Origin of the sequence: Azospira oryzae (assembly GCF_004217225.1) — a bacterium.
GTDB lineage: Bacteria > Pseudomonadota > Gammaproteobacteria > Burkholderiales > Rhodocyclaceae > Azospira > Azospira oryzae.
The window spans coordinates 339,287-360,181 of sequence record NZ_SHKM01000002.1; the positions used below are offsets into that span (position 1 = coordinate 339,287).

The following is a 20,895-nucleotide window of genomic DNA, read 5'->3' on the forward strand; positions in this document are numbered from 1 at the left end:
CAAGTTCATCGCCATGCACCTGCTCAGCATTCCCTTCCTGCCCGAACTGACCGCCCTGCGCCGGGACATCCACGCCCATCCGGAACTGGCTTTCGACGAGAGCCGCACCGCCGACATCGTGGCCCGGGAGCTGGAACGCTACGGCATCGAGGTGCACCGGGGCATCGCCAGAACCGGCGTGGTCGGTGTCCTCAGGAACGGCAGCTCCAAGCGCGCCATCGGCCTGCGCGCCGACATGGACGCCCTGCCCCTGGAGGAGAAAAACGAATTCCCCCACCGCTCCCGCCATGAAGGGAAGATGCACGCCTGCGGCCACGACGGCCACACCGCCCTGCTCCTGGGGGCGGCCCGCTGGCTGGCGGAGCAGCGCAACTTCGACGGCACCGTGGTCTTCATCTTCCAGCCCGCCGAGGAGTCGGAAGGCGGCGCCGCCGTCATGATCGAGGACGGCCTGTTCGAGAAATTCCCGGTGGAGGCGGTATACGGCCTGCACAACTGGCCCGGCATTCCCCTGGGGGAGATGGCCATCATGCCCGGCCCGGTGATGGCCGGCACCTGCGCCTTCGAGATCGCCATCCGCGGCCACGGCTGCCACGCCGCCATGCCCCACCAGGGGGTGGACCCCATCGTCGCCGGCAGCCAGCTGGTGCAGGCCCTGCAGACCGTGGTCAGCCGCACCCTGCATCCCTGCGAATCGGCGGTGGTCTCGGTCACCCAGTTCCACGCCGGCTCGGCCTGGAACATCATTCCCGACGACGCCATCCTGCGCGGCACCATCCGCACCTTCAAGCCGGAAGTGCAGGAAACCGTGGAGCGGGCCATCGAGCGCCTGGTCAGCGGCGTCGCCGCCGCCACCGGGGCCCAGATCGGCGTCACCTTCGACCACCGCTATCCGCCCACGGTCAATTCCGGCCCCGAAACCGAAGTCTGCCGCCACGCCGCCCGGGCCGTGCTGGGCCACGAGCGGGTCATCACCGACGCCCTGCCCTCCATGGGCGCCGAGGACTTCGCCTACATGCTGCGGGAAAAGCCCGGCTGCTACGTCTGGCTGGGCAACGGCCCGGGCACCGGCGGCTGCACCCTGCACAACCCCCACTACGACTTCAACGACGAGGCCCTGGCGGTGGGCATTTCCTACTGGGTCAGCCTGGCCGAGACCGCCCTCAAGCCGGTCTAGGCCGCCGCCCCGTCCTGGCCGGCCCGGAGGGCCATGTAACGTTCGCTGATGAACTGTTCGAGGGCCCGGGTCAGATCATTGCCGGACAGGCCGGATGCCAGTTCCCGGGCCCGGGCGACAAACTCATCCTGAGCGACGCCGGCCCCCTCGGCCAGTTGCAGCCACAGGGAACGCTGTGGCGTCACCGCCTCCGTCACTTCGGGCATTTCCAGTCCTTCCTGCTGCCAGCGGGTCTTCCAGCCAGCCATGGGGTCCCAGACCCGGGGCGTGTCGTCCCCGGCCGCCGGCTCCGCTTGCGGCTGATCCGCCTGCAGCACACCCATGGCCCGGGAAATGTCCAGTTCGCGCTGGGCGTCGGCTTCGGTCATGGGCGCCTTCCAGCCGTCGATCTGGACCTTCATCGACAGATTGAGCAGGCGGTTGAAGCGGGCCTGCTTTTCCGGGTCCGGATTGTTGTGCCCGATGTCCTTCATCTCCTGGCGGAACTGCTGCAACAGGGCCTCGTTCTCCGGCAGCAGGGGCAGGTTGGCGACGCTATCCGGCAGATAGCCGCCGCCGGGGGCCGGCTGGCGCTGCTCCAGCCGGGCCCGGGCTTCGGCCATGATGTCCTCGGGAAAGTCCCGGCTCATCCAGTACTCCGCATCCGGCAGCTTCAGGCCCTGGCCGGTGTCATTTCTTGCCGCCTCCCGGGCGGCGCTGGAAATGGTCACGCTGGCACTGGGCGCCGCTGCCGCCGGGGTGGAGGCGGCCTCTGCGGTATCCCGCTGGCGGCCCAGGGCTGCGGCGGAAATGCGGCTAATGCTGGCATAGCCGCTGACTGCGGCAAGGGCAGAGGTGGTGCTCATCAATCGTCTCCTGGCGGCGCGGCAAAGTCTGCCGCGGGGTGGCTCATGCCCGACTTCCATGCAGAAGTCATGCCAGAAACGTAACGCCAGGTTAACGCGCCACCAGCCAGCCCTCTTCTTCCTGCAGCACGCCGGCCCGCAGCAGGTCGGCGGTGAGCCATTCCGCCGTTTCCTCCTCGTCCATGGCCAGGTAGCGGGCGGCCACGGAGCGGGGGAAGCTGAGGCTGGCGATGAGGCCCGGCAACTCGCGGCGCTGTACCCGGCGCTTTTCCAGCAGGTAGAAGACCAGCATCACCTTGAGGGCGTGGCGGGCCAGGCGTTCGATGGAACTCTCGAAGCTGGCCAGGCGGGAATAGGCCCGCTCGAAGCTTTCGCCGATGTCGGCAAAGGGGGCGCCGTGGCCGGGAATGACCGCCCGGATGGGCAGGGCGGCCAGCATGTCCAGGGTCTGGCGGGTGGTGCGCAGGCCGTCGCCTCCCAGCAATTCGGCGAAGATGACGCCGAAGCCGTCCTGCCACAGGGCGTCGCCGGAGATGAGGATGCCCTGGTCGGCATTGAAATAGGCCAGGGCGTCCATGTCGTGGCCGGGCACGGCCAGGGCCTGCCATTCCAGCCCGCCCAGGGTCAGCCGGTCGCCGGCGGCCAGGGTGGCGTCGTGCTGGAAGCGGGCCGCCTGCTGCCCCAGGGGCGAGAGCAGCAGGGCCTCCTCGTCCCATTCGGCGATGGTCGCCGCCATGCCGGCAGGCACCAGCACCCGGCAGCCGGTGGCGTGCTTCAAGGCGGCATTGCCGCCGATGTGGTCGGAGTGGGAGTGGGTGTTGATGAGGCGGGTCAGGCGGCGGCCGTCCAGGGCCTTTTCCACCAGGGCCAGGGTCTGGGCGGCGTGGGTGACGTAGCCGCTGTCCACCAGGGCCGCTTCTTCATCCTCGATGCAGAGAACGTTGTTGGAGGAGAGCCAGCCCCGCTCCAGCACCAGCAGGGAAGCGGGCAGCCGGGGCGGCGGCGCCACGGATCGGGAGGATGCCATCAGTCGCTGCCCGGGCCGAGTTCGGCCTGCACATTGGCCGGCAGGGGCGCCTCCGGCTCAGCCGGCGGCAACGGCTGGGGGACCGGCACCGGCTCCCCGTCGCCGAAAATCTCGGCCTCGCTGCGGCCGCAGCCGATGCAGTAGCCGTCCTCCATGGTGCAGATACCGATGCAGGGATTGTCCTGTTCGCTCATGGCAGGCTCACTGATGGCCGCTGCCGACGGCAGCAGCAGGGGATTCCTGGGCCTGCCGGCGCGCTTCCACCGCGGCCAGCACGGCCAGGCGCGCTTCGTCCGCGGCACCGGCCCAGGCGGCGATTTCCTCCAGGGTGCGCAGGCAGCCCCGGCACAGGCCGGAGGCGGCATCCATCTGGCAGATGTTGATGCAGGGTGAGGCAACGGCCATGACAGTCTCGTCCGACAAAAAAGGGGCCGGGGTAGACCCGGCCCGCTACGGGGGGTTCCGTTTCAGCCGGCGCACTTGGCCAGCAGGGCCCGGGCGGCCTTGGAGGCGGACTCCCGCCCCAGGTGGGCGGAAATGAAGGCGCCGGCTTCCACCAGCCGCTGCAGGTCGATGCCGGTGCTGATGCCCAGGCCCTCAAGCAGATAGACCACGTCTTCCGTGGCCACGTTCCCCGAGGCGCCCTTGGCGTAGGGGCAGCCGCCCAGGCCGGCGACGGAGGCGTCGAACACCGCCAGGCCCAGCTGCAGGGAAGCGTAGATATTGGCCACGGCCATGCCGTAGGTGTCGTGGTAGTGGCCGGCGAGCTTGGCCATGGGCACGTGGCGGGCGCAGGCCTCCAGCAGGCGGGAAACGCTGGCCGGATTGCCGACGCCGATGGTGTCGCCCAGGGAGACTTCGTAGCAGCCCATGTCGTAGAGGATCTTCGCCACTTCGGCGGCCTTCTCCGGCGCCACGGCGCCCTCGTAGGGACAGCCGACGACACAGGAGACGTAGCCCCGCACCTTGATTTCCAGGGCCGAGGCGGCGGACACGATGGGCTCGAAGCGCTTCAGGCTTTCGGCGATGGAGCAGTTGATGTTCTTCTGGGAAAAGGCCTCGGAGGCGGCACCGAAGATGGCCACCTCGGTGGCCCCGGCCTCCACCGCCGAGTCGAAGCCCTTCAGGTTGGGGGTCAGCACCGGGTAGGCGACCCCGGGCTGCTGGCGGATGCCGCGCAGCACCTCGCTGTTGTCCCCCATCTGGGGCACCCACTTGGGGGAAACGAAGGAGGTGGCCTCCACCGCCGGCAGGCCGGCGGCGGCCAGGCGTTCGATCAGTTCGATCTTCACCGCCGTGGGCACCACCTGCTTTTCATTCTGCAGGCCGTCCCGGGGGCCGACCTCGACGATCTTGACGTGGGTGGGTAGGGGCATGGTCAGTCTCCGCTAGGGTCAGGCCGGCTGGGGCGACATGAGGGCCTCGCCGGGGGCGGGCCCCGGCTGCCGCTCCAGCAGGCCGCCGGCGGTGGTGGCCGGCAGGGGACGGTGGAAGTAATAGCCCTGGTAGGCGGTACAGCCCAGGGCGGTGAGGAAGTCGAGCTGCTCCCGGGTCTCCACCCCTTCGGCCACGGTGGCGCAGCCCAGCACCCGGGACAGGGACAGGATGGATTTGACGATCAGGGCCTTCTTCTCCTGGCCGGGCAGGTCGGCGATGAAGGAGCGGTCGATCTTGATGGCGGAGACGGGGAATTCGTTGAGCTTGGAGAGGGAGGAATAGCCGGTACCGAAGTCGTCGATGAGCAGGGCGAAGCCCCGCTCCCGCAGGGCCTGGGCATTCTCCACCGCCAGCCGTTCGTCGCGGATGAGGCCGGTCTCGGTGATCTCGATCTCCACCAGGGCCGGCGGAATGTGGTGCCGGGCCAGGGTCTCCCCCAGGCGGTGCACGATGTCGGGACGGACGATGTCCAGGGCCGACAGGTTGATGGCCACCGGCAGCAGGCGGCAGCCTTCGCCCTGCCAGCGCTGGAGCTGGCGGCACACCTGCTCCAGGACGAAATCGGTGAGACGGTGCATGAGGCCGGTGCGCTCCGCCAGGGGAATGAACTCCGCCGGGCTCACCGCCCCCAGGCGCGGATGCTGCCAGCGCAGCAGGGCCTCGAAGCCCAGCACCTTGCCGTCGGCCAGGCACTTGGGCTGGTACACCAGCTCCAGGCCGCTGTCGTCCAGTTCCCGCAGGGCCAGTTCCAGATCCAGCTGGCGGTGGTGGCGCTGCTCCATTTCCTGATCCAGCACCGCGACGCTGCCTTCGGGCAGGTTGCGCGCCAGCTCCAGGGCCGTCTGCACCCGCTGCAGGGCCTCGTCCGCCCCCTCATCCAGCCGCGCCGCGGTGACGCCGACGGCCACCGGCACCGGCACCGCCAGGCCGCTGTCGGGCAGGGCCAGCTCCCGGGGCAGTTGCTGCAGCAGGCCCCGGGCCCGTGCCTCTGGCGCCTCCCCCGGCTCCAGGGGCAGCAGCAGGGCGAAGGTCACCCCGGCAGTGCGGGCCAGGAAGGCGTCGGCCGGCAGGTGCTCCGCCAGGGCCTGGCCGTAGGCCCGCAGCAGGGCGTCGCCGATGGCCGGACCGAGGCGGTCGTTCACCGCCCGCAGATTGGTCAGGCGCAGGTTGAGCAGGGCCCAGGCCCGCTCCTCCCCCGCCTGGCCCAGTTCCTCGAAACGCTGGCGCAGGTATTGCCGGTTGGGCAGGCCGGTGAGGGTGTCGTGCAGTTCCAGGTAGGAGGCGTTGGCGGCGCTGCGGGCCAGGGCCAGCTTGGCTTCCCGCAGGGGGGTGTCGTCCCGCAGGATGACCAGGAAATTGCCGTCGTGCTCCAGGCGCCGGGGCTGCACCGTGACCCAGCGCAGCTGGCCGTCGGGGCGCCGCACCTGGCGCTCGCCCCCCAGCTCCTCCGGCTTGCGGCCCCAGATGCCCAGGTAGCGCTGCATGTTCTGCCCCTCTTCCAGCTGCTCGCTGCTCACCCCCAGGAGCTGGGCCGCCTGGGTGTTGGCCTTGATGATGTGGCCGCCGCGGCCGCAGATGAGCAGGGCCATGCCGGAGTGGTCGAACATGTCGCGGAAGACGCTGTTGCTGCGGGACAGCCGCTGGTTGCTCACCGCCAGCTGCACGCCGCGGAATTCCAGGGCCTGGAGGGCGCGGAAGACGGCCAGGGGCACGCACAGGTTGAAGAAGAGGAAGACCAGGGTCTGGATGTAGGCGTGGCTCTCGGGCAGGGTGATGGAGTACTGGGGCCCCAGGGGATTGAGCAGGGGCTCGTTGCGCAGCAGCACCGCGAAGAGCAGGGTGTTGAGCAGCATCATGAGCACGGCCGAGCGCATGCCGAAGAACAGGCGGGCCACCAGGGGCGCGCTGTAGGCGAAGATGATGCCGAGCTTGGCTATCTCGAAGACGTCGACGAAAAAGAGGATGTGCAGGCTGGCGGCATAGATGGTGAGCAGCAGGAAGCCGGCACCCAGGCGCACGTTGCGCAGGGCGGCATAGATGGCCGCGGCCAGCAGCAGGTAGAAGCCGGTGACGATGACGGGGATGTGGTACAGCCCGAGGCCGATGGCCTGCCAGGAACTGTGGGCCGCCACCAGGAACTCGAGGCAGATGCCGGAGATGAGGATGATGCGCAGCGCACTCTGTCGCCACACCGGCTCGCCCAGTTCGGGCGCTTCCGGCTCGTGGAGGAGGAACAGTCTGGCAAGTTTTTTCAGCATGGTGACGGCATACCTGAGGAAACCTGAACGGCTCAAGGGGCGGGCGGACCAGGGCCCCGTTCCTGGGGTGCAAAACCGGCGAAGACTATCCGCCATCATAGCAGCCCCGGGACACGCGCCAAGCCTTATTGTTGCGGCACCATCCCCGGAGAATGGCTACTGTCGCCGATCTCCGGGGTATGCTCCGTTCAGGCCGACGCTTCCGGCGCGAAATCCACCAGCTCGGCCCCGTCGGCCACCTGCTCGCCAACCGCATAGCGGAAGCCCTTGAGATTGCCCTGCTTCGGCGCCGTGATGGTGTGCTCCATTTTCATGGCCTCCAGGATCAGCAGGGGCGTTCCCTTTGCCACCGGCCCCGGCTGGGCCAGCAAGGCCACCACCTTGCCCGGCATGGGGGCGGTGAGGCCGCCGCCCTGGGCGCCGCCGGCTTCCACCAGGTGCAGGGGATCGTGGCGCTCGATGACGTAGGTGCCGCTGTTGAGGAAGACGTGGCGCTTCTCCGCCACCGCCACCACGCTGGCCATCAGGCGCCGGTCTTCCAGCTCCACCGCCAGCCGGTCGTGGGCCAGCAGGCGGCCCCGGGCCAGCAGCGTGTCGTTGCGCAGGGTCAGCTGCCAGTCCTCGCCGGCATAGGCCACGCCCACGTCCACCTGGGTCTCGCCGACCCGGAAGCTGACGGTGCGGCGGGCGGCAATGTTCATGCGCCAGCCGTCGCGCCGGTTCCACGGCGACCAGGGGTCGCCGCTGCGCCGGCCCTGCTGGGCCGCCTGTTCCCGCTCCCGCAGCAGCTCGGCCACGGTGGCGGTGAGGATGACGTCCCGCGGCACTTCCGGGCTCTCGGGAAAGAGGAAGTCCTGCTGCCGCTCGATCAGGCCCGTGTCCAGGTCGGCGCCGGCGAAGGCGGGGCAGGACACCAGACGGGAGAGGAAGTCGATGTTGGTGGTGACGCCCACCACCCGGTAGTCGGCCAGGGCCTGGCGCATGCGGGCCAGGGCGGCCTCCCGGTCCTCGTCCCAGACGATCAGCTTGGCGATCATGGGGTCGTAGTGGGGCGTGATCTCGTCGCCCTCCTCGACGCCGGTGTCCACCCGCACATTGAGGCCCTCGGCCGGCGGCACCAGGTGCAGCAGGCGGCCGGTGGAGGGAAGGAAGCCCTTGCCCGCGTCCTCGGCGTAGATGCGGGCCTCCAGGGCATGGCCGCGGATCTGCAGCTGCTCCTGGCGCAGCGGCAGGGCTTCGCCGGCGGCGACCCGCAGCTGCCATTCCACCAGGTCCTGGCCGGTGATCATTTCGGTGACGGGGTGCTCCACCTGGAGGCGGGTGTTCATCTCCATGAAGTAGAAGGAGCCGTCCTGGTTGGCGATGAATTCCACGGTGCCGGCACCGACGTAGCCGACGGCCTTGGCGGCGGCCACGGCGGCCTCGCCCATCTGGCGGCGGCGCTCCGGCGTCATGCCCGGCGCCGGGGCCTCTTCCAGCACCTTCTGGTGGCGGCGCTGCACCGAGCAGTCCCGCTCGAAGAGATAGACGCAGTTGCCCTGGCTGTCGCCGAAGACCTGGATTTCGATGTGGCGCGGCCGGGTGATGTACTTCTCCACCAGCACCTGGTCGTTGCCGAAGGAGGAACGGGCCTCCCGCTGGCAGGAGGCCAGGGCGGCGATGAAGTCCTCGCCCTTGTCCACCAGGCGCATGCCCTTGCCACCACCGCCGGCGGCGGCCTTGATCAGCACCGGGTAGCCGATGGCGTCGGCCTGCTGCTTGAGGAATTCCGGCTCCTGGTTGTCGCCGTGGTAGCCCGGGGTGAGGGGCACGGCGGCCTTTTCCATGAGCGCCTTGGCGGCGCTCTTGGAGCCCATGGCGCGGATAGCCGAGGCGGGCGGGCCGATGAAGACGACGCCGGCGGCGGCACAGGCCTCGGCAAAATCGGCGTTCTCGGAGAGGAAGCCGTAGCCCGGGTGGATGGCCTGGGCGCCGGTGCGCCGGGCGGCGTCGAGAATCTTCTCGGCCACCAGGTAGGATTCCCGCGCCGCAGCCGGGCCCAGCAGCACCGCCTCGTCGGCCAGGCGCACATGGCGGGCGTTGGCATCGGCCTCGGAATAGACGGCCACGGTGCGGATGCCCAGACGGCGGGCGGTCTTGATGACGCGGCAAGCAATCTCGCCGCGGTTGGCAATCAGGATCTTGCTGAACATCTTGTCTCCTCCGGGCCCCCGTCTAGGCGCGGGGGCTTGGGCATGTTGGGGTGGGGTGCGGCTTCAGTCGGTGATCCAGTGGGGCTTGCGCTTCTCCAGGAAGGCGGCGATGCCTTCCCGGCCTTCCGCCGAGGCCCGCATGGCGGTGATGCGCCGGGTGGTGTCGGCGATCACGGCATCGTCGATGGGCTGGTTGGCCACGGCCCGGATCAGCTCCTTGCTCGCGGCCTGGGCGGCGGGGCCGTTCTTCAGCAGCTTGTCCACGATCTCGCCCACTGCCTCGTCCAACTGCTCCTCGCTCGGCACGATCTCGTGCAGCAGCCCCAGGCGGTAGCCTTCGGCGGCGGAGAAACGCTCGGCGGTGAGGAAGTAGCGGCGGCACTGGCGCTCGCCCAGGGCGGCGATGACGTAGGGGCTGATGACGGCGGGAATGAGGCCCAGCTTCACTTCCGTCAGGGCGAACATGGCGTCGTAGCTGGCCACCGCCACGTCGCAGGCGGCCACCAGGCCGACCCCGCCGCCGTAGGCGGGGCCCTGGACCCGGGCCACGGTGGGCTTGGCCAGGGTGTTGAGGGTGCGCAGCAGTTCCGCCAGGTTGCCGGCGTCGGCCAGGTTCTGCTCCGGGGTGTAGCCGGCGGCCCGCTTCATCCAGTTGAGGTCGGCCCCGGCGCAGAAGCTCTTGCCGGTGGCGGAGAGCACCACCACCCGCACCGCCGGGTCGGCTTCCAGCTGCTTTAAGCCGGCGGTGATTTCCGCCATCAGGGTCTCGTCGAAGGCGTTGTGGCGGTCCGGCTTGTTGAGGGTGAGGATGCCGACGGGGCCGTCCACTTCGATGAGGATGGAGCTGAAGGTCATGGTCTTGTTCTCCCTGTGCGTTACATGCGGAATACGCCGAACCGGGTCTCTTCCGCCGGCGCATTCATGGCCGCCGAGAGCCCCAGGCCCAGCACCCGGCGGGTGTCCGCCGGGTCGATGATTCCATCATCCCACAGGCGGGCGCTGGCGTAGTAGGGGTGGCCCTGGGTTTCGTACTGCTCCCGGATGGGGCGGCGGAATTCCTCCTCCTCCTCCGCGCTCCACTGCTTGCCCGCCGCTTCAAGGCCGTCCCGCTTGACCGTGGCCAGCACGCTGGAAGCCTGCTCGCCGCCCATCACCGAAATGCGGGCGTTGGGCCACATCCAGAGGAAGCGGGGAGAGTAGGCCCGGCCGCACATGCCGTAGTTGCCGGCACCGAAGGAGCCACCGATGACCACGGTGAACTTGGGCACCTTGGCGGTGGCCACGGCGGTCACCATCTTGGCCCCGTCCCGGGCGATGCCACCGTTCTCGTACTTGCGCCCCACCATGAAGCCGGTGATGTTCTGCAGGAACACCAGGGGGATATTGCGCTGGGCGCACAGCTCGATGAAGTGGGCGGCCTTCAAGGCCGATTCGGAAAAGAGGATGCCGTTGTTGGCGACGATGCCCACCGGGTAGCCCCAGATGCGGGCGAAGCCGCAGACGATGGTGGTGCCGTAGCGGGCCTTGAATTCGTCGAAGTCGGAACCGTCCACGATGCGGGCGATGATCTCGCGCACATCGAAGGGCTTCTTGGTGTCGGTGGGGATGACGCCGTACAGCTCCTCGGCGGCATAGAGGGGCTCGACCGGCTCGCAGAGGCTGACCGAGGGCTGCTTCTGCCAGTTGAGGTTCTTGACGATGCGCCGGGCGATGGCCAGGGCGTGCTGGTCGTTCTCGGCGTAATGGTCGGCGACGCCGGAGACCCGGGTATGCACGTCGGCCCCGCCCAGGTCCTCCGCCGTCACCACCTCGCCGGTGGCGGCCTTCACCAGGGGCGGGCCGCCGAGGAAGATGGTGCCCTGCTCCTTGACGATGATGGACTCGTCGGACATGGCCGGCACGTAGGCGCCGCCGGCGGTGCAGGAGCCCATCACGGCGGCGATCTGGGGAATGCCCTGGGCCGAGAGATTGGCCTGGTTGAAGAAGATGCGGCCGAAGTGCTCCTTGTCCGGGAAGACCTCGTCCTGCATGGGCAGGAAGGCGCCGCCCGAATCCACCAGGTAGATGCAGGGCAGGCGGTTCTCCAGGGCGATCTCCTGGGCCCGCAGGTGCTTCTTCACGGTCATGGGGTAGTAGGTGCCGCCCTTCACCGTGGCGTCGTTGGCGACGATCATGCACTCCACGCCATTGACCCGGCCGATGCCGGCGATCACCGAGGCAGCCGGCACGTCGCCGCCGTACATGCCGTGGGCCGCCAGTTGACCGATCTCCAGGAAGGGAGTGCCCGGGTCCAGCAGGGCGCTGACCCGCTCCCGGGGCAGCAGCTTGCCCCGGGCGATGTGCTTCTGCCGCGCCGCCTCCGGCCCGCCCAGGGCGATGCGGGCCATCTGCTGGCGCAGGTCCGCCACCAGCCCCGCCATGGCATCGGCGTTGTGCTGGAAGTCCTCGGACCGGGGATTGAGTTGGGTTTTTAGTATGCTCATGTCTCCTCGCTTCTTATAGTTCGGGGTGGATGCGGACAAGTTGCAGCCCCGGCCAGGAGACAGCCACCGCTCCATTTCGGCACGGCCCCGACAAGGCGGCCGGCAGGGAAAGGGCGCGGAGCAGGCTCATGGCTAGAGCTGACCTTCCTTTTCCACCCACTTGATGACGCTGGGGGGTTCATAGGCGGCCATGCGCTTGAGCAGGGCGGCGGGATCGGTATCGGCCAGCAGCAGGTTGCGATGCACTTCCCGCACGAAACCCTCGTCCCGGGCCCGGTCGCACAGGGCCAGCAGCGGCGCGTAATAACCCGCAACGTCGAGGATGGCGGCGGGCTTGCCGTGGAAGCCGAGCTGGGCCCAGGTGAGGATTTCGCACAACTCCTCGAAAGTGCCGAAGCCGCCGGGCAGGGCGATGAAGCCATCGGCCAGTTCGGCCATGCGGGCCTTGCGGGTGTGCATGGAATCCACCACCTCCAGGCGCGTCAGCCCCGGATGGCCGACCTCCTTGTCCATCAGGGACTGGGGAATGACACCGGTGACGCTGCCGCCGGCGGCCATGCAGGCATCGGCCACGGCCCCCATGAGACCGACGTTGCCGCCGCCGTAGACCAGTTCCAGGCCCTCCCGGGCCAGCAGGGTGCCAAGGCCTTCGGCGGCCTGGCGGTATTCGGGACGGTTGCCGAAGCTGGAACCGCAAAAGACGCAAATTCGTTTCATGTACTTTCCACCTTGGATGAAGCCAAAGCGGGCAAGCATAGCGCGAGGCGGCAGGTAGGGGCCATGGCGGAAGCAGTTGCCGGGGGGTGGAAAGTCATGACGGACACGACAAATGCTCAGAAGGCGCCGTGAGCCAGCCAGCGTTCGATCTGGGGCAGGCGGTCGGCGCCCCAGAAGGGCTCGCCGTCGATGAAGATGAAGGGGGCGCCGAAGACGCCGCGGGCGATGGCGGTGTCGCACTCCTGGCGCAGCCGGGCCTTCATTTCCTCGCTCTGGATGGCGGCAGCCAGGGCCGCCGGATCGGCGCCGGCCTGGACGGCCAGCTCGGTCACCACGGCCGTATCGGAGATGTCCCGGTCGTGCACGAAGAGGGCGCGGAAGACGGCATGGGCAAAGGCCCGGGCCTGGGCGCAGTCCTGCTGGTGCAGCCAGTAATAGGCCCGCGCCGCAGCCTGGGTAGGCAGGGGGAACTTGCTGGGAAAGCGGAAAGGCAGGCCGAGGTAGCGGGCCGAGCGGTCGAAGTCCCGCCGGGAATAGTCGCCCTTGAGGGGAATCTCGGTCAGGGGGGCGCTGCCGGTGGCCTTGAAGACCACGCCGAGCAGGATGGGCCGCCATTTTACCTGGCGCCCGTACCGGGCGGCGAGGGCGTCGATCTGCTCGCTGGCCAGGTAGGCGTAGGGAGAGGAGAAGTCGAAGTAGAACTCCAAAGGCTCGGCCATGGCCATGCTCCTGTTGTTGCTCCGTGGGGTTGGGGTGCGGGGCGCCGTCGTTATTGTAGGGTGGCGCCCCGGTGTTGCCGGTACTGCTTACTCCTGAGCGATGCTGCGGCCGATCACCAGACGCTGGATGTCGTTGGCGCCTTCGTAGATTTGGCTGATGCGCACGTCACGGTAGATGCGCTCCACCGGGAAGTCGCTGGTGTAGCCGACGCCGCCGTGGATCTGGATGGCGTCGGAAGCGATCTTCTCGGCAGCCTCGGAGGCGAACATCTTGGCCATGGAGGCTTCCTTGAGGCAGGGCTTGCCCGCATCCTTCAACGCAGCGGCGCGCCACACCATGAGGCGGGCGGCGTCGAGCAGGGTGTTCATGTCGGCCAGGCGGAAATTGACGGCCTGGTGCTCGATGATGGGCTGACCGAAGGTGACCCGCTCCTTGGCGTAGCGCACGGCGGCCTCGAAAGCGGCCCGGGCCATGCCGATGGACTGGGCGGCGATGCCGATGCGGCCGGCTTCCAGGTTGGAGAGGGCGATCTTGTAGCCCTCGCCTTCCTTGCCCAGCAGGGCGGAGGCGGGCACGCGGCAATCCTCGAAAATGATCTGCACGGTGTCGGAGGCGTGCTGGCCCATCTTCTCCTCGGTGCGGCCGACGATGAAGCCCTTGGTGTCGGTGGGCACCAGGAAGCAGGAGATGCCCTTCTTGCCGGCGGCCTTGTCGGTGACGGCGAAAACGATGGCCATGTGGGCGTGCTTGCCGGTGGTGATGAACTGCTTGACGCCGTTCAGCACGAAATGGTCGCCGTCCCGGTCGGCCCGGGTGGTGATGGCGGCCGCATCGGAGCCGGTGTGGGGTTCGGTCAGGCAGAAGCAGCCCAGCTTCTCGCCACGAGCCAGGGGCTTGAGCCATTCTTCCTTCTGCTGGTCGGTGCCGTACTTCTGGGTGATGCCGCAGGCCAGGGAGTTCTGCACCGAGACGATGGTGGAGGTGGCGCCGTCGCCGGCGGCGATTTCTTCCAGGGTCAGCACCAGGCTCATGTAGTCCATGCCGGCACCGCCCCACTCTTCGGGCACGCACATGCCCATGGCACCCAGCTCGCCCAGTTCCTTCAGGGCTTCGGCGGGGAAGGTGTGGTTCTTGTCCCATTCGGCGGCGAAGGGGGCCAGACGCTCCTGCGCGAAGGCGCGCATGGAGTCGCGGATCATTTCCTGTTCCTGCGTCAGAATCATTTGCTACTACTCCGTCTTGTCGTTTTCGGCGCGGCGCCCCGGACGGGCGCCGCGGTTTGCATCAATGGGACAGGCAGGGCCCGTCTCAGAACATTTCCACGCCAACGGCCACGGCTTCGCCGCCGCCGATGCACAGGGAGGCGACGCCCTTCTTCTTGCCGTACTGCTTCAGGGCACCGATCAGGGTCACCAGGATGCGGGCGCCGGAAGCACCGATGGGGTGGCCCAGGGCGCAGGCGCCGCCGTGCACGTTCACCTTGGCCGGGTCCAGCTTGAGGTCCTTGATGGCGGCCATGGTGACCACGGCGAAGGCTTCGTTGATTTCCCACAGGTCCACGTCGGCCACGTTCCAGCCGGTCTTCTGCATCAGCTTTTCCATGGCGAAGACGGGGGCGGTGGTGAACAGGTTGGGTTCCTGGGCGTGGGTGGTGTGGCCGACGATCTTGGCGATGGGGGAAAGGCCCAGAGCCTTGGCCTTGGATTCCTTCATCAGCACCAGGGCGGCGGCGCCGTCGGAGATGGAGGAGGAGTTGGCGGCGGTGACGGTGCCATCCTTCTTGAAGGCGGGTTTCAGGGCGGGGATCTTTTCGATCTGGGCCTTCAGGGGCTGCTCGTCCTGGTCCACCACCACATCGCCCTTCTTGCCGGCGATGGTGACGGGAGCGATTTCCCACTTGAACAGACCTTCCTTGATGGCCTTCTGGGCGCGCACGGTGGACTGGATGGCCCACTCGTCCTGGGCTTCGCGGGTGAAGCCGTAGGACTCGGCGCATTCCTCGGCGAAGGTGCCCATCAGGCGGCCCTTCTGGTAGGCATCCTCGAGGCCGTCGAAGAACATGTGGTCCAGCAGCTGGCCGTGGCCCAGGCGATAGCCGCCGCGGGCCTTGGGCAGCAGGTAGGGGGCGTTGGACATGGATTCCTGGCCGCCGGCGACGCCGATCTCGTAGGAGCCGGCCAGCAGGCTGTCGTGCACCATCATCACGGACTTGAGGGCGGAGCCGCACACCTTGTGGATGGTGGTGCAGCCGGCGGAGAGGGGCAGACCGGCGCCCAGGGCGGCCTGGCGGGCCGGGGCCTGGCCGACGCCGGCTTGCAGCACGTTGCCGAACACCACCTCTTCCACCTGTTCCGGCTTGATGCCGGCCCGTTCGACGGCGGCCTTGATGGCCGTGGCGCCGAGCTGGGGTGCGGTCAGGCTGTTGAAGTCGCCCTGGAAGCCGCCCATGGGGGTGCGGGCAACGGAAACGATGACGATGGGGTCAGACATAGTGCTCTCCTAGGTTAAAGAATCTCCGACCGCCCGCCTGGCACCGCCAGGCCGACGGCCGGATTCAGTTTCATGCCGTTTCGGCAAATAGCTCCCGGCCGATCAGCATACGGCGGATCTCGCTGGTGCCGGCGCCGATCTCGTAGAGCTTGGCGTCGCGCCACAGGCGGCCGGTGGGGTATTCGTTGGTGTAACCGACGCCGCCCAGGGTCTGGATGGCCTCGCCGGCCATCCAGGTGGCCTTTTCGGCGGAGTAGAGGATGGCGCCGGCGGCGTCCTTGCGCAGACTGCGGGCATGGTCGGCCCGGTCGCAGGCCTGGCCCACGGCATAGACGTAGGCCCGGGTGGCCTGCCAGGTGGAATACATGTCGGCCAGCTTGCCCTGCATCAGCTGGAATTCGCCGATGGGGGTGCCGAACTGTTCCCGCTCGTGCAGGTAGGGCAGCACCACGTCCATGCAGGCCGCCATGATGCCCAGGGGGCCGCCGCAGAGCACGGCCCGCTCGTAGTCGAGGCCGCTCATCAGCACCTTGGCGCCGTTGCCGACGCCGCCGAGAACGTTCTCCTCCGGCACCTCGCAGTCGTCGAAGAACAGGGGGAAGGTGTTGGAGCCGCGCATGCCCAGCTTGTCCAGGTGGGTGCCGTGGCTGAAGCCCTTGAAGCCCTTTTCCACGATGAAGGCGGTCATGCCCTTGGCGCCGGCGTTGAGGTCGGTCTTGGCGTACACCACCAGGGTGTCGGCATCGCCGCCGTTGGTGATCCACATCTTGGAACCGTTGAGGACGTAACGGTCGCCCTTCTTCTCCGCCTTGAGCTTCATGGAGACCACGTCGGAACCGGCATTGGGCTCGGACATGGCCAGGGCCCCGACCTGCGTGCCGGAGATCAGGCCGGGCAGGTACTTGGCCTTCTGGGCCGCAGTGCCGTTGCGGCGGATCTGGTTCACGCACAGGTTGGAGTGGGCGCCGTAGGAGAGGCCCACGGAAGCGGAGGCCCGGGAGATTTCCTCCATGGCCACGATGTGGGCCAGGTAGCCCATGGCAGTGCCGCCGTATTCCTCCTCGGCGGTCATGCCGAGCAGGCCCAGGTCGCCGAATTTCTGCCACAGGTCGGCGGGGAACTCGTTGTCCCTGTCGATCTGGGCCGCCCGGGGGGCGATTTCCTTTGCTGCGAAGGCGCGCACGGTGTCGCGCAGCATCTCGATGGTTTCACCGTGGCCGAAGTCCAGGCTGGGAATGTGCATTTGTCTCGCTCCTTTGGATTTTTTCCTTTCCCAGACCACCCGTGGCTTTGTCGCCTTCGCCTCGCCGTGCTGTTCGCACTGTCTTCGGCTTGGCTTCGCGCCACGAGCGGCCTGGAAAAGGAATTGTTTTGTGATACCGCTTGTTACGGCTTATTCCTTGTGGCTTGTCTCATGTTTTTCTTTTTTACCGTGCATGGTCATGATGGTCTGCTGCATGACCGCGCACAGGGTCTTCTTGCCGTCTTTCACTGCAAACACCTCGGCCCGGGTCACGGTCAGGGTGCGGCCGTATTTCAGCACCGTGCCCTGGGCGATGAGCAGTTCCCCGTCGGCCGGGGCCAGCAGGTTCATCTTGTATTCCACCGTCAGCACGCTGGCGTCGGCGGGCGTCAGGGTGTTGGCGGCATAGCCGGCGGCGGAATCGGCAATCATGCCGACCACGCCGCCGTGGATGAAGCCGTGCTGCTGGGTCACCTCCGGCTTGTGGGGCAGGTGGATCTCCGTGTAGCCCGCCTCCACCACCGGCATGGTGGCCCCGATCAGGGCCATGGCCTGCTGGCGGTGGAAGCTGTCCCGCACGCGGGTGGCGAAATCCGGATCGCTGGGGTGGTGCATCTGGTCTCCTCCGGCGCATTGTTGCGCTCTCTGGGATGCTATTGAATGTTACGTTGACGTAAACGTCAACTACCGCTGAAAACCTTCAGCCGGCCGCCTTGCCGGCGCTGGCCGCTCCCTGGCTGCGGCCGGCCTTTTCCAGGGCTTCGGCCTCCACCAGATGCTCGCGGCAGACGGCTTCGATGGTCTCGATCTCGGCCAGAACGGCCTCGATGTCCTCCCGCTGCTGCTCCAGGGCGGCCCGCCGTTCCGACAGCACGTCGAGCAGGCGGGTCAGCTGGTCGGTCTCGTCCCGGGCCACGTCGTACATGTCGATCAGGTCCCGGATCTCGGCCAGGGACAGGCCCAGGCGCTTGCCCCGCAGGGCCAGCTTGAGGCGGGTGCGGTCACGCTTGGTATAGACCCGGTTGCGCCCTTCCCGGTTGGGCGCGAGCAGGCCCTGGTCCTCCCAGAAGCGGATGGTGCGGGGCGTGATGTTGAACTCCCGGGCCAGGTCCGAAATGGTGAAGGTCGGGGTGGCGGCAGCAGGCTCGGCCGCTTCGCTAACGGTGCTCACGTCGGCGCATCTCCGGAGAAAGTGGGGCGGGTTGGGAAAAGTGACGGGAGAGTTAAACAGATGCCCCGCCATTTTTCAATCGATACGACGGATACCCGCCGCCGCCAAAGGCCGGCCGGGATCGCCCCGGGACCAGCCGCCTGTCATGTTGGCGTAAGGGAACTGGGCTTCAATGGCCCTTGTACCGGGGTATAGTTAAAAACTCCAATAACGCCCCTGCCACCCCACTCCTGTCCATGAAACCATCGCTGCACCTGCCCTTTTCCGAGCCCCCGGCCCCCGGCACCACCCTGGAAGTGGCGCCCGGCATCCTCTGGCTGCGCATGCCCCTGCCCTTCGTCCTCAACCACATCAACCTGTGGCTGCTGCGGGACGGCGACGGCTGGGTGGTGGTAGACACCGGCTTCGGCCTGCCCGACATCCAGGCCATCTGGGAAGCCGTCCTGGCCGGCCTCGACGGCCCCATCACCGGCATCGTCGTCACCCATTTCCACCCGGATCACCTGGGCTTGGCCACCTGGCTGCAGGAGCGCTCCGGCGCCCCGCTGTACATGACCGCCGGCGAATACCTGACCGGCCACGCCGTCTGGCACGAAATCGGCGGCCACGGCACCGCCCCTATGCTGGCCCAGTTCCGCGTGCACGGCCTCGACGCGGAGCGCTGCGCCGCCCTGGAGCAGCGGGGCAACGGCTATCGCAAGGGAGTGCCGGCCATGCCCCAGACCTACCACCGCCTGTTCGACGGCGACACCCTGGAGATCGGCGGCCGGCGCTGGCAGGTCATCGTCGGCCACGGCCATTCGCCCGAGCACATGTCCCTTTACTGTGCTGATTCCAACGTGTTAATTTCAGGTGACATGCTGTTGCCGAAAATTTCCACCAACATCAGCGTTTATGCGGTCACCCCCCGGGACAACGCCCTGGAGCATTACCTGGATTCCCTGACCCGCTTCGCCCGGGAATGCTCCGACGAATCCCTTGTGCTGCCCTCCCACGGCCTGCCCTTCAAGGGCATCCGCCAGCGGGTGGACGACCTGCACGGGCACCACGACGAACGCCTGGCCGTGCTGGAGGAGAACTGCAGCGAACCCCGTAGCGCCGCCGAGCTGCTCGCCGCCCTGTTCCCGCGGGCCCTCGACACCCACCAGACCATGTTCGCCATGGGCGAGGCCATCGCCCACCTGAATTACTTGGAGCAATCCGGCCGCCTCACCTGCCAGCAGGGCGCGGACGGCATTCTCCGGTATGTCCGGAAACAAACCACGCATTGACCAAGAAGGGGATTCACGATGTCGCAGCAGACCCAACAGGAAGACCACAACCTCCCCAACCCGGCCGAGCTGGCCAAGTCCTACGCCGAAGTGGCCCAGCGCGCCTCCCGCCTGCTGACCCAGTTCATGGAAAAGAAGGCCGCCGAGGGCATCAATCCGCCCAGTGACGAGATGGGCATCGCCAAGGCCTTCATGGACCTGTCCTCGCGCCTGCTGGCCAATCCCTACAAGCTGGCCCAGACCCAGATGAACATGATGTGGGACTACTTCTCCCTGTGGCAGGGCTCCATGCTCAAGATGATGGGCATGCCGATCCAGCCCATCGCCGCACCGGCCAAGGGCGACAAGCGCTTCCACGACGAGGACTGGGAACAGCATTTCCTCTTCGACTACATCAAGCAGTCCTACCTCATTGCCTCCCGCCACATCCACGACACCGTGTGCTGCGTCGAGGGCCTGCCGGACGAAGCCCAGAAGAAGGTGGCCTTCTACACCCGCCAGTATGTGGACGCCCTGTCCCCCTCCAACTTCGCCTTCACCAATCCGGAAGTGTTCCGCGAGACGGTGAAGAGCCACGGCCAGAACCTGGTCAAGGGCCTCAACAACCTGCTGCAGGACATCGAAGCCGGCGACGGCCAGCTGCGCATCCGCATGACCGACACCAGCGCCTTCGAGCTGGGCAAGAACGTGGCCACCACCCCGGGCAAGGTCGTCTTCCAGAACGACCTGTTCCAGCTGGTGCAGTACGAGCCCACCACCAAGGAGCAGTACAAGAAGCCCCTGCTGATCGTGCCGCCCTGGATCAACAAGTTCTACATCCTGGACCTGCGCGAGAAAAACTCCCTGGTGAAATGGGCCACCGACCAGGGCCACACCACCTACATCATCTCCTGGGTCAATCCGGACGCCCACCTGGCCCAGAAGACCTTCGAGGACTACGTCACCGAGGGCACCCTGGCGGCCATCGCCGCCGTGGAAAAGGATACCGGCGAGAAGCAGATCGACGTGGCCGCCTACTGCATCGGCGGCACCCTGCTGGCCACCACCCTGGCCTACATGGCGGCGAAGAAGGACAACCGGGTGGCCTCCGCCACCTTCTTCACCACCATGATCGACTTCTCCAATCCGGGCGAGTTGGGCGTCTTCATCGACGAGCAGCAGGTCTCCAGCCTGGAGCACAAGATGGCCGAGCGGGGCTATCTGGAAGGCAGCGAGATGGCCATGACCTTCAACCTGCTGAAGGCCAACGACCTCATCTGGTCCTTCGTGGTGAACAACTACCTGCTGGGCAAGGACCCCTTCCCCTTCGACCTGCTCTACTGGAACAGCGACTCCACCCGCATGCCCTACGCCATGCACAGCTTCTACCTGCGCAACATGTACATGGCCAACAAGCTGAAGGAGCCGGGCGGCATCAGCATCGCCGGGGTGCCCATCGACATTTCCAAGATCAAGGTGCCCGCCTACTTCATCTCCACCGTGGAAGACCACATCGCCCCGTGGAAGAGCACCTACCTGGGGGCCAAGCTGTTCTCCGGCCCGGTGCGCTTCGTTCTCGGCGGCTCCGGCCACATCGCCGGCATCGTCAATCCGCCGGCCGCCAACAAGTACGGCTTCTGGATCAACGACGCCGCCAAGCTCCCCGCCACCGCCGACGACTTCCTGGCCGGCTCCACCCAGCATCCGGGTTCCTGGTGGACCGACTGGAACGAATGGGTCACCAGCCTGGACGGCGGCAAGAAGGTGGCGGCGCGCAAGCCCGGCGCCGGCAGCCTCAAGGTGCTCGAGGAGGCCCCCGGCTCCTACGTCAAGTTCCGGCTCGACACCCAGAAGAAGGAATCGGCCTGATCCTGGCAGGCCGCAA

At 67.5% G+C, this 20,895-nt stretch carries 19 protein-coding genes; 3 read left to right on the forward strand and 16 right to left on the reverse strand.

Going from position 1 to position 20,895, the window contains the following annotated elements:
• Positions 1-13 precede the first annotated feature (13 nt).
• Entirely contained in the window at positions 14-1,177 is a 1,164-nt protein-coding gene (locus EV678_RS10695; protein ID WP_130459524.1) for a M20 aminoacylase family protein, read from the forward strand.
• Here the strand turns inward: EV678_RS10695 and EV678_RS10700 are convergent.
• The 16 genes from EV678_RS10700 to EV678_RS10775 form a co-directional block, all read right to left on the reverse strand.
• Positions 1,174-2,022 (reverse strand): hypothetical protein, encoded by an 849-nt coding sequence (locus EV678_RS10700; RefSeq protein ID WP_130459525.1) that lies wholly within the window; start codon positions 2,020-2,022, stop codon positions 1,174-1,176. The two genes, EV678_RS10695 and EV678_RS10700, sit on opposite strands and share 4 nt — an antisense overlap.
• A 91-nt stretch (positions 2,023-2,113) precedes the next feature.
• Positions 2,114-3,049 (reverse strand): MBL fold metallo-hydrolase, encoded by a 936-nt coding sequence (locus EV678_RS10705; RefSeq protein ID WP_207222258.1) that lies wholly within the window; start codon positions 3,047-3,049, stop codon positions 2,114-2,116.
• Positions 3,049-3,243, reverse strand: coding sequence for a DUF1289 domain-containing protein (locus EV678_RS10710; RefSeq protein WP_130459526.1), 195 nt, complete (start codon positions 3,241-3,243; stop codon positions 3,049-3,051). Before EV678_RS10710 ends, EV678_RS10705 begins: the two co-directional genes overlap by 1 nt.
• A 7-nt stretch (positions 3,244-3,250) precedes the next feature.
• On the reverse strand, positions 3,251-3,454 hold the full coding sequence (locus EV678_RS10715; RefSeq protein WP_130459527.1) for a DUF1289 domain-containing protein: 204 nt from the start codon (positions 3,452-3,454) through the stop codon (positions 3,251-3,253).
• Between the two features lie 62 nt (positions 3,455-3,516).
• Positions 3,517-4,425 (reverse strand): hydroxymethylglutaryl-CoA lyase, encoded by a 909-nt coding sequence (locus EV678_RS10720; RefSeq protein WP_014236090.1) that lies wholly within the window; start codon positions 4,423-4,425, stop codon positions 3,517-3,519.
• Positions 4,426-4,443: 18 nt separating this feature from the next.
• Positions 4,444-6,744, reverse strand: coding sequence for a putative bifunctional diguanylate cyclase/phosphodiesterase (locus EV678_RS10725; RefSeq protein ID WP_165397502.1), 2,301 nt, complete (start codon positions 6,742-6,744; stop codon positions 4,444-4,446).
• A gap of 188 nt (positions 6,745-6,932) precedes the next feature.
• Positions 6,933-8,936: an acetyl/propionyl/methylcrotonyl-CoA carboxylase subunit alpha gene (locus EV678_RS10730; protein ID WP_130459529.1), complete on the reverse strand. Its 2,004-nt coding sequence runs from the start codon at positions 8,934-8,936 to the stop codon at positions 6,933-6,935.
• Between the two features lie 63 nt (positions 8,937-8,999).
• Positions 9,000-9,791: an enoyl-CoA hydratase/isomerase family protein gene (locus EV678_RS10735; RefSeq protein WP_130459530.1), complete on the reverse strand. Its 792-nt coding sequence runs from the start codon at positions 9,789-9,791 to the stop codon at positions 9,000-9,002.
• Between the two features lie 20 nt (positions 9,792-9,811).
• Positions 9,812-11,419 (reverse strand): carboxyl transferase domain-containing protein, encoded by a 1,608-nt coding sequence (locus tag EV678_RS10740; protein ID WP_130459531.1) that lies wholly within the window; start codon positions 11,417-11,419, stop codon positions 9,812-9,814.
• Positions 11,420-11,551: 132 nt separating this feature from the next.
• On the reverse strand, positions 11,552-12,136 hold the full coding sequence (locus tag EV678_RS10745) for an LOG family protein (RefSeq protein ID WP_130459532.1): 585 nt from the start codon (positions 12,134-12,136) through the stop codon (positions 11,552-11,554).
• A gap of 116 nt (positions 12,137-12,252) precedes the next feature.
• Entirely contained in the window at positions 12,253-12,855 is a 603-nt protein-coding gene (locus EV678_RS10750) for a 2-hydroxychromene-2-carboxylate isomerase (protein WP_130459533.1), read from the reverse strand.
• 87 nt (positions 12,856-12,942) lie between these two features.
• On the reverse strand, positions 12,943-14,079 hold the full coding sequence (locus tag EV678_RS10755) for an acyl-CoA dehydrogenase (RefSeq protein ID WP_014236083.1): 1,137 nt from the start codon (positions 14,077-14,079) through the stop codon (positions 12,943-12,945).
• An 85-nt stretch (positions 14,080-14,164) separates the two neighbouring features.
• Entirely contained in the window at positions 14,165-15,346 is a 1,182-nt protein-coding gene (locus EV678_RS10760) for an acetyl-CoA C-acetyltransferase (RefSeq protein WP_130459534.1), read from the reverse strand.
• Between the two features lie 70 nt (positions 15,347-15,416).
• Complete coding sequence (locus EV678_RS10765; protein WP_130459535.1) at positions 15,417-16,589, reverse strand: isovaleryl-CoA dehydrogenase; 1,173 nt, start codon at positions 16,587-16,589, stop codon at positions 15,417-15,419.
• A gap of 150 nt (positions 16,590-16,739) precedes the next feature.
• The gene (locus EV678_RS10770) at positions 16,740-17,204 is read right to left on the reverse strand and encodes a PaaI family thioesterase (protein WP_130459536.1); all 465 of its coding nucleotides are present in this window, start codon (positions 17,202-17,204) and stop codon (positions 16,740-16,742) included.
• An 85-nt stretch (positions 17,205-17,289) separates the two neighbouring features.
• Positions 17,290-17,760 (reverse strand): MerR family transcriptional regulator, encoded by a 471-nt coding sequence (locus EV678_RS10775; RefSeq protein WP_014236079.1) that lies wholly within the window; start codon positions 17,758-17,760, stop codon positions 17,290-17,292.
• Between the two features lie 236 nt (positions 17,761-17,996).
• Here EV678_RS10775 and EV678_RS10780 point away from each other — a divergent pair, with 236 nt between their 5' ends.
• Positions 17,997-19,031, forward strand: a complete 1,035-nt coding sequence (locus EV678_RS10780; protein ID WP_130459537.1) for an MBL fold metallo-hydrolase — start codon at positions 17,997-17,999, stop codon at positions 19,029-19,031.
• An 18-nt stretch (positions 19,032-19,049) separates the two neighbouring features.
• Complete coding sequence (locus EV678_RS10785) at positions 19,050-20,879, forward strand: PHA/PHB synthase family protein (RefSeq protein WP_130459538.1); 1,830 nt, start codon at positions 19,050-19,052, stop codon at positions 20,877-20,879.
• Positions 20,880-20,895 lie beyond the last annotated feature (16 nt).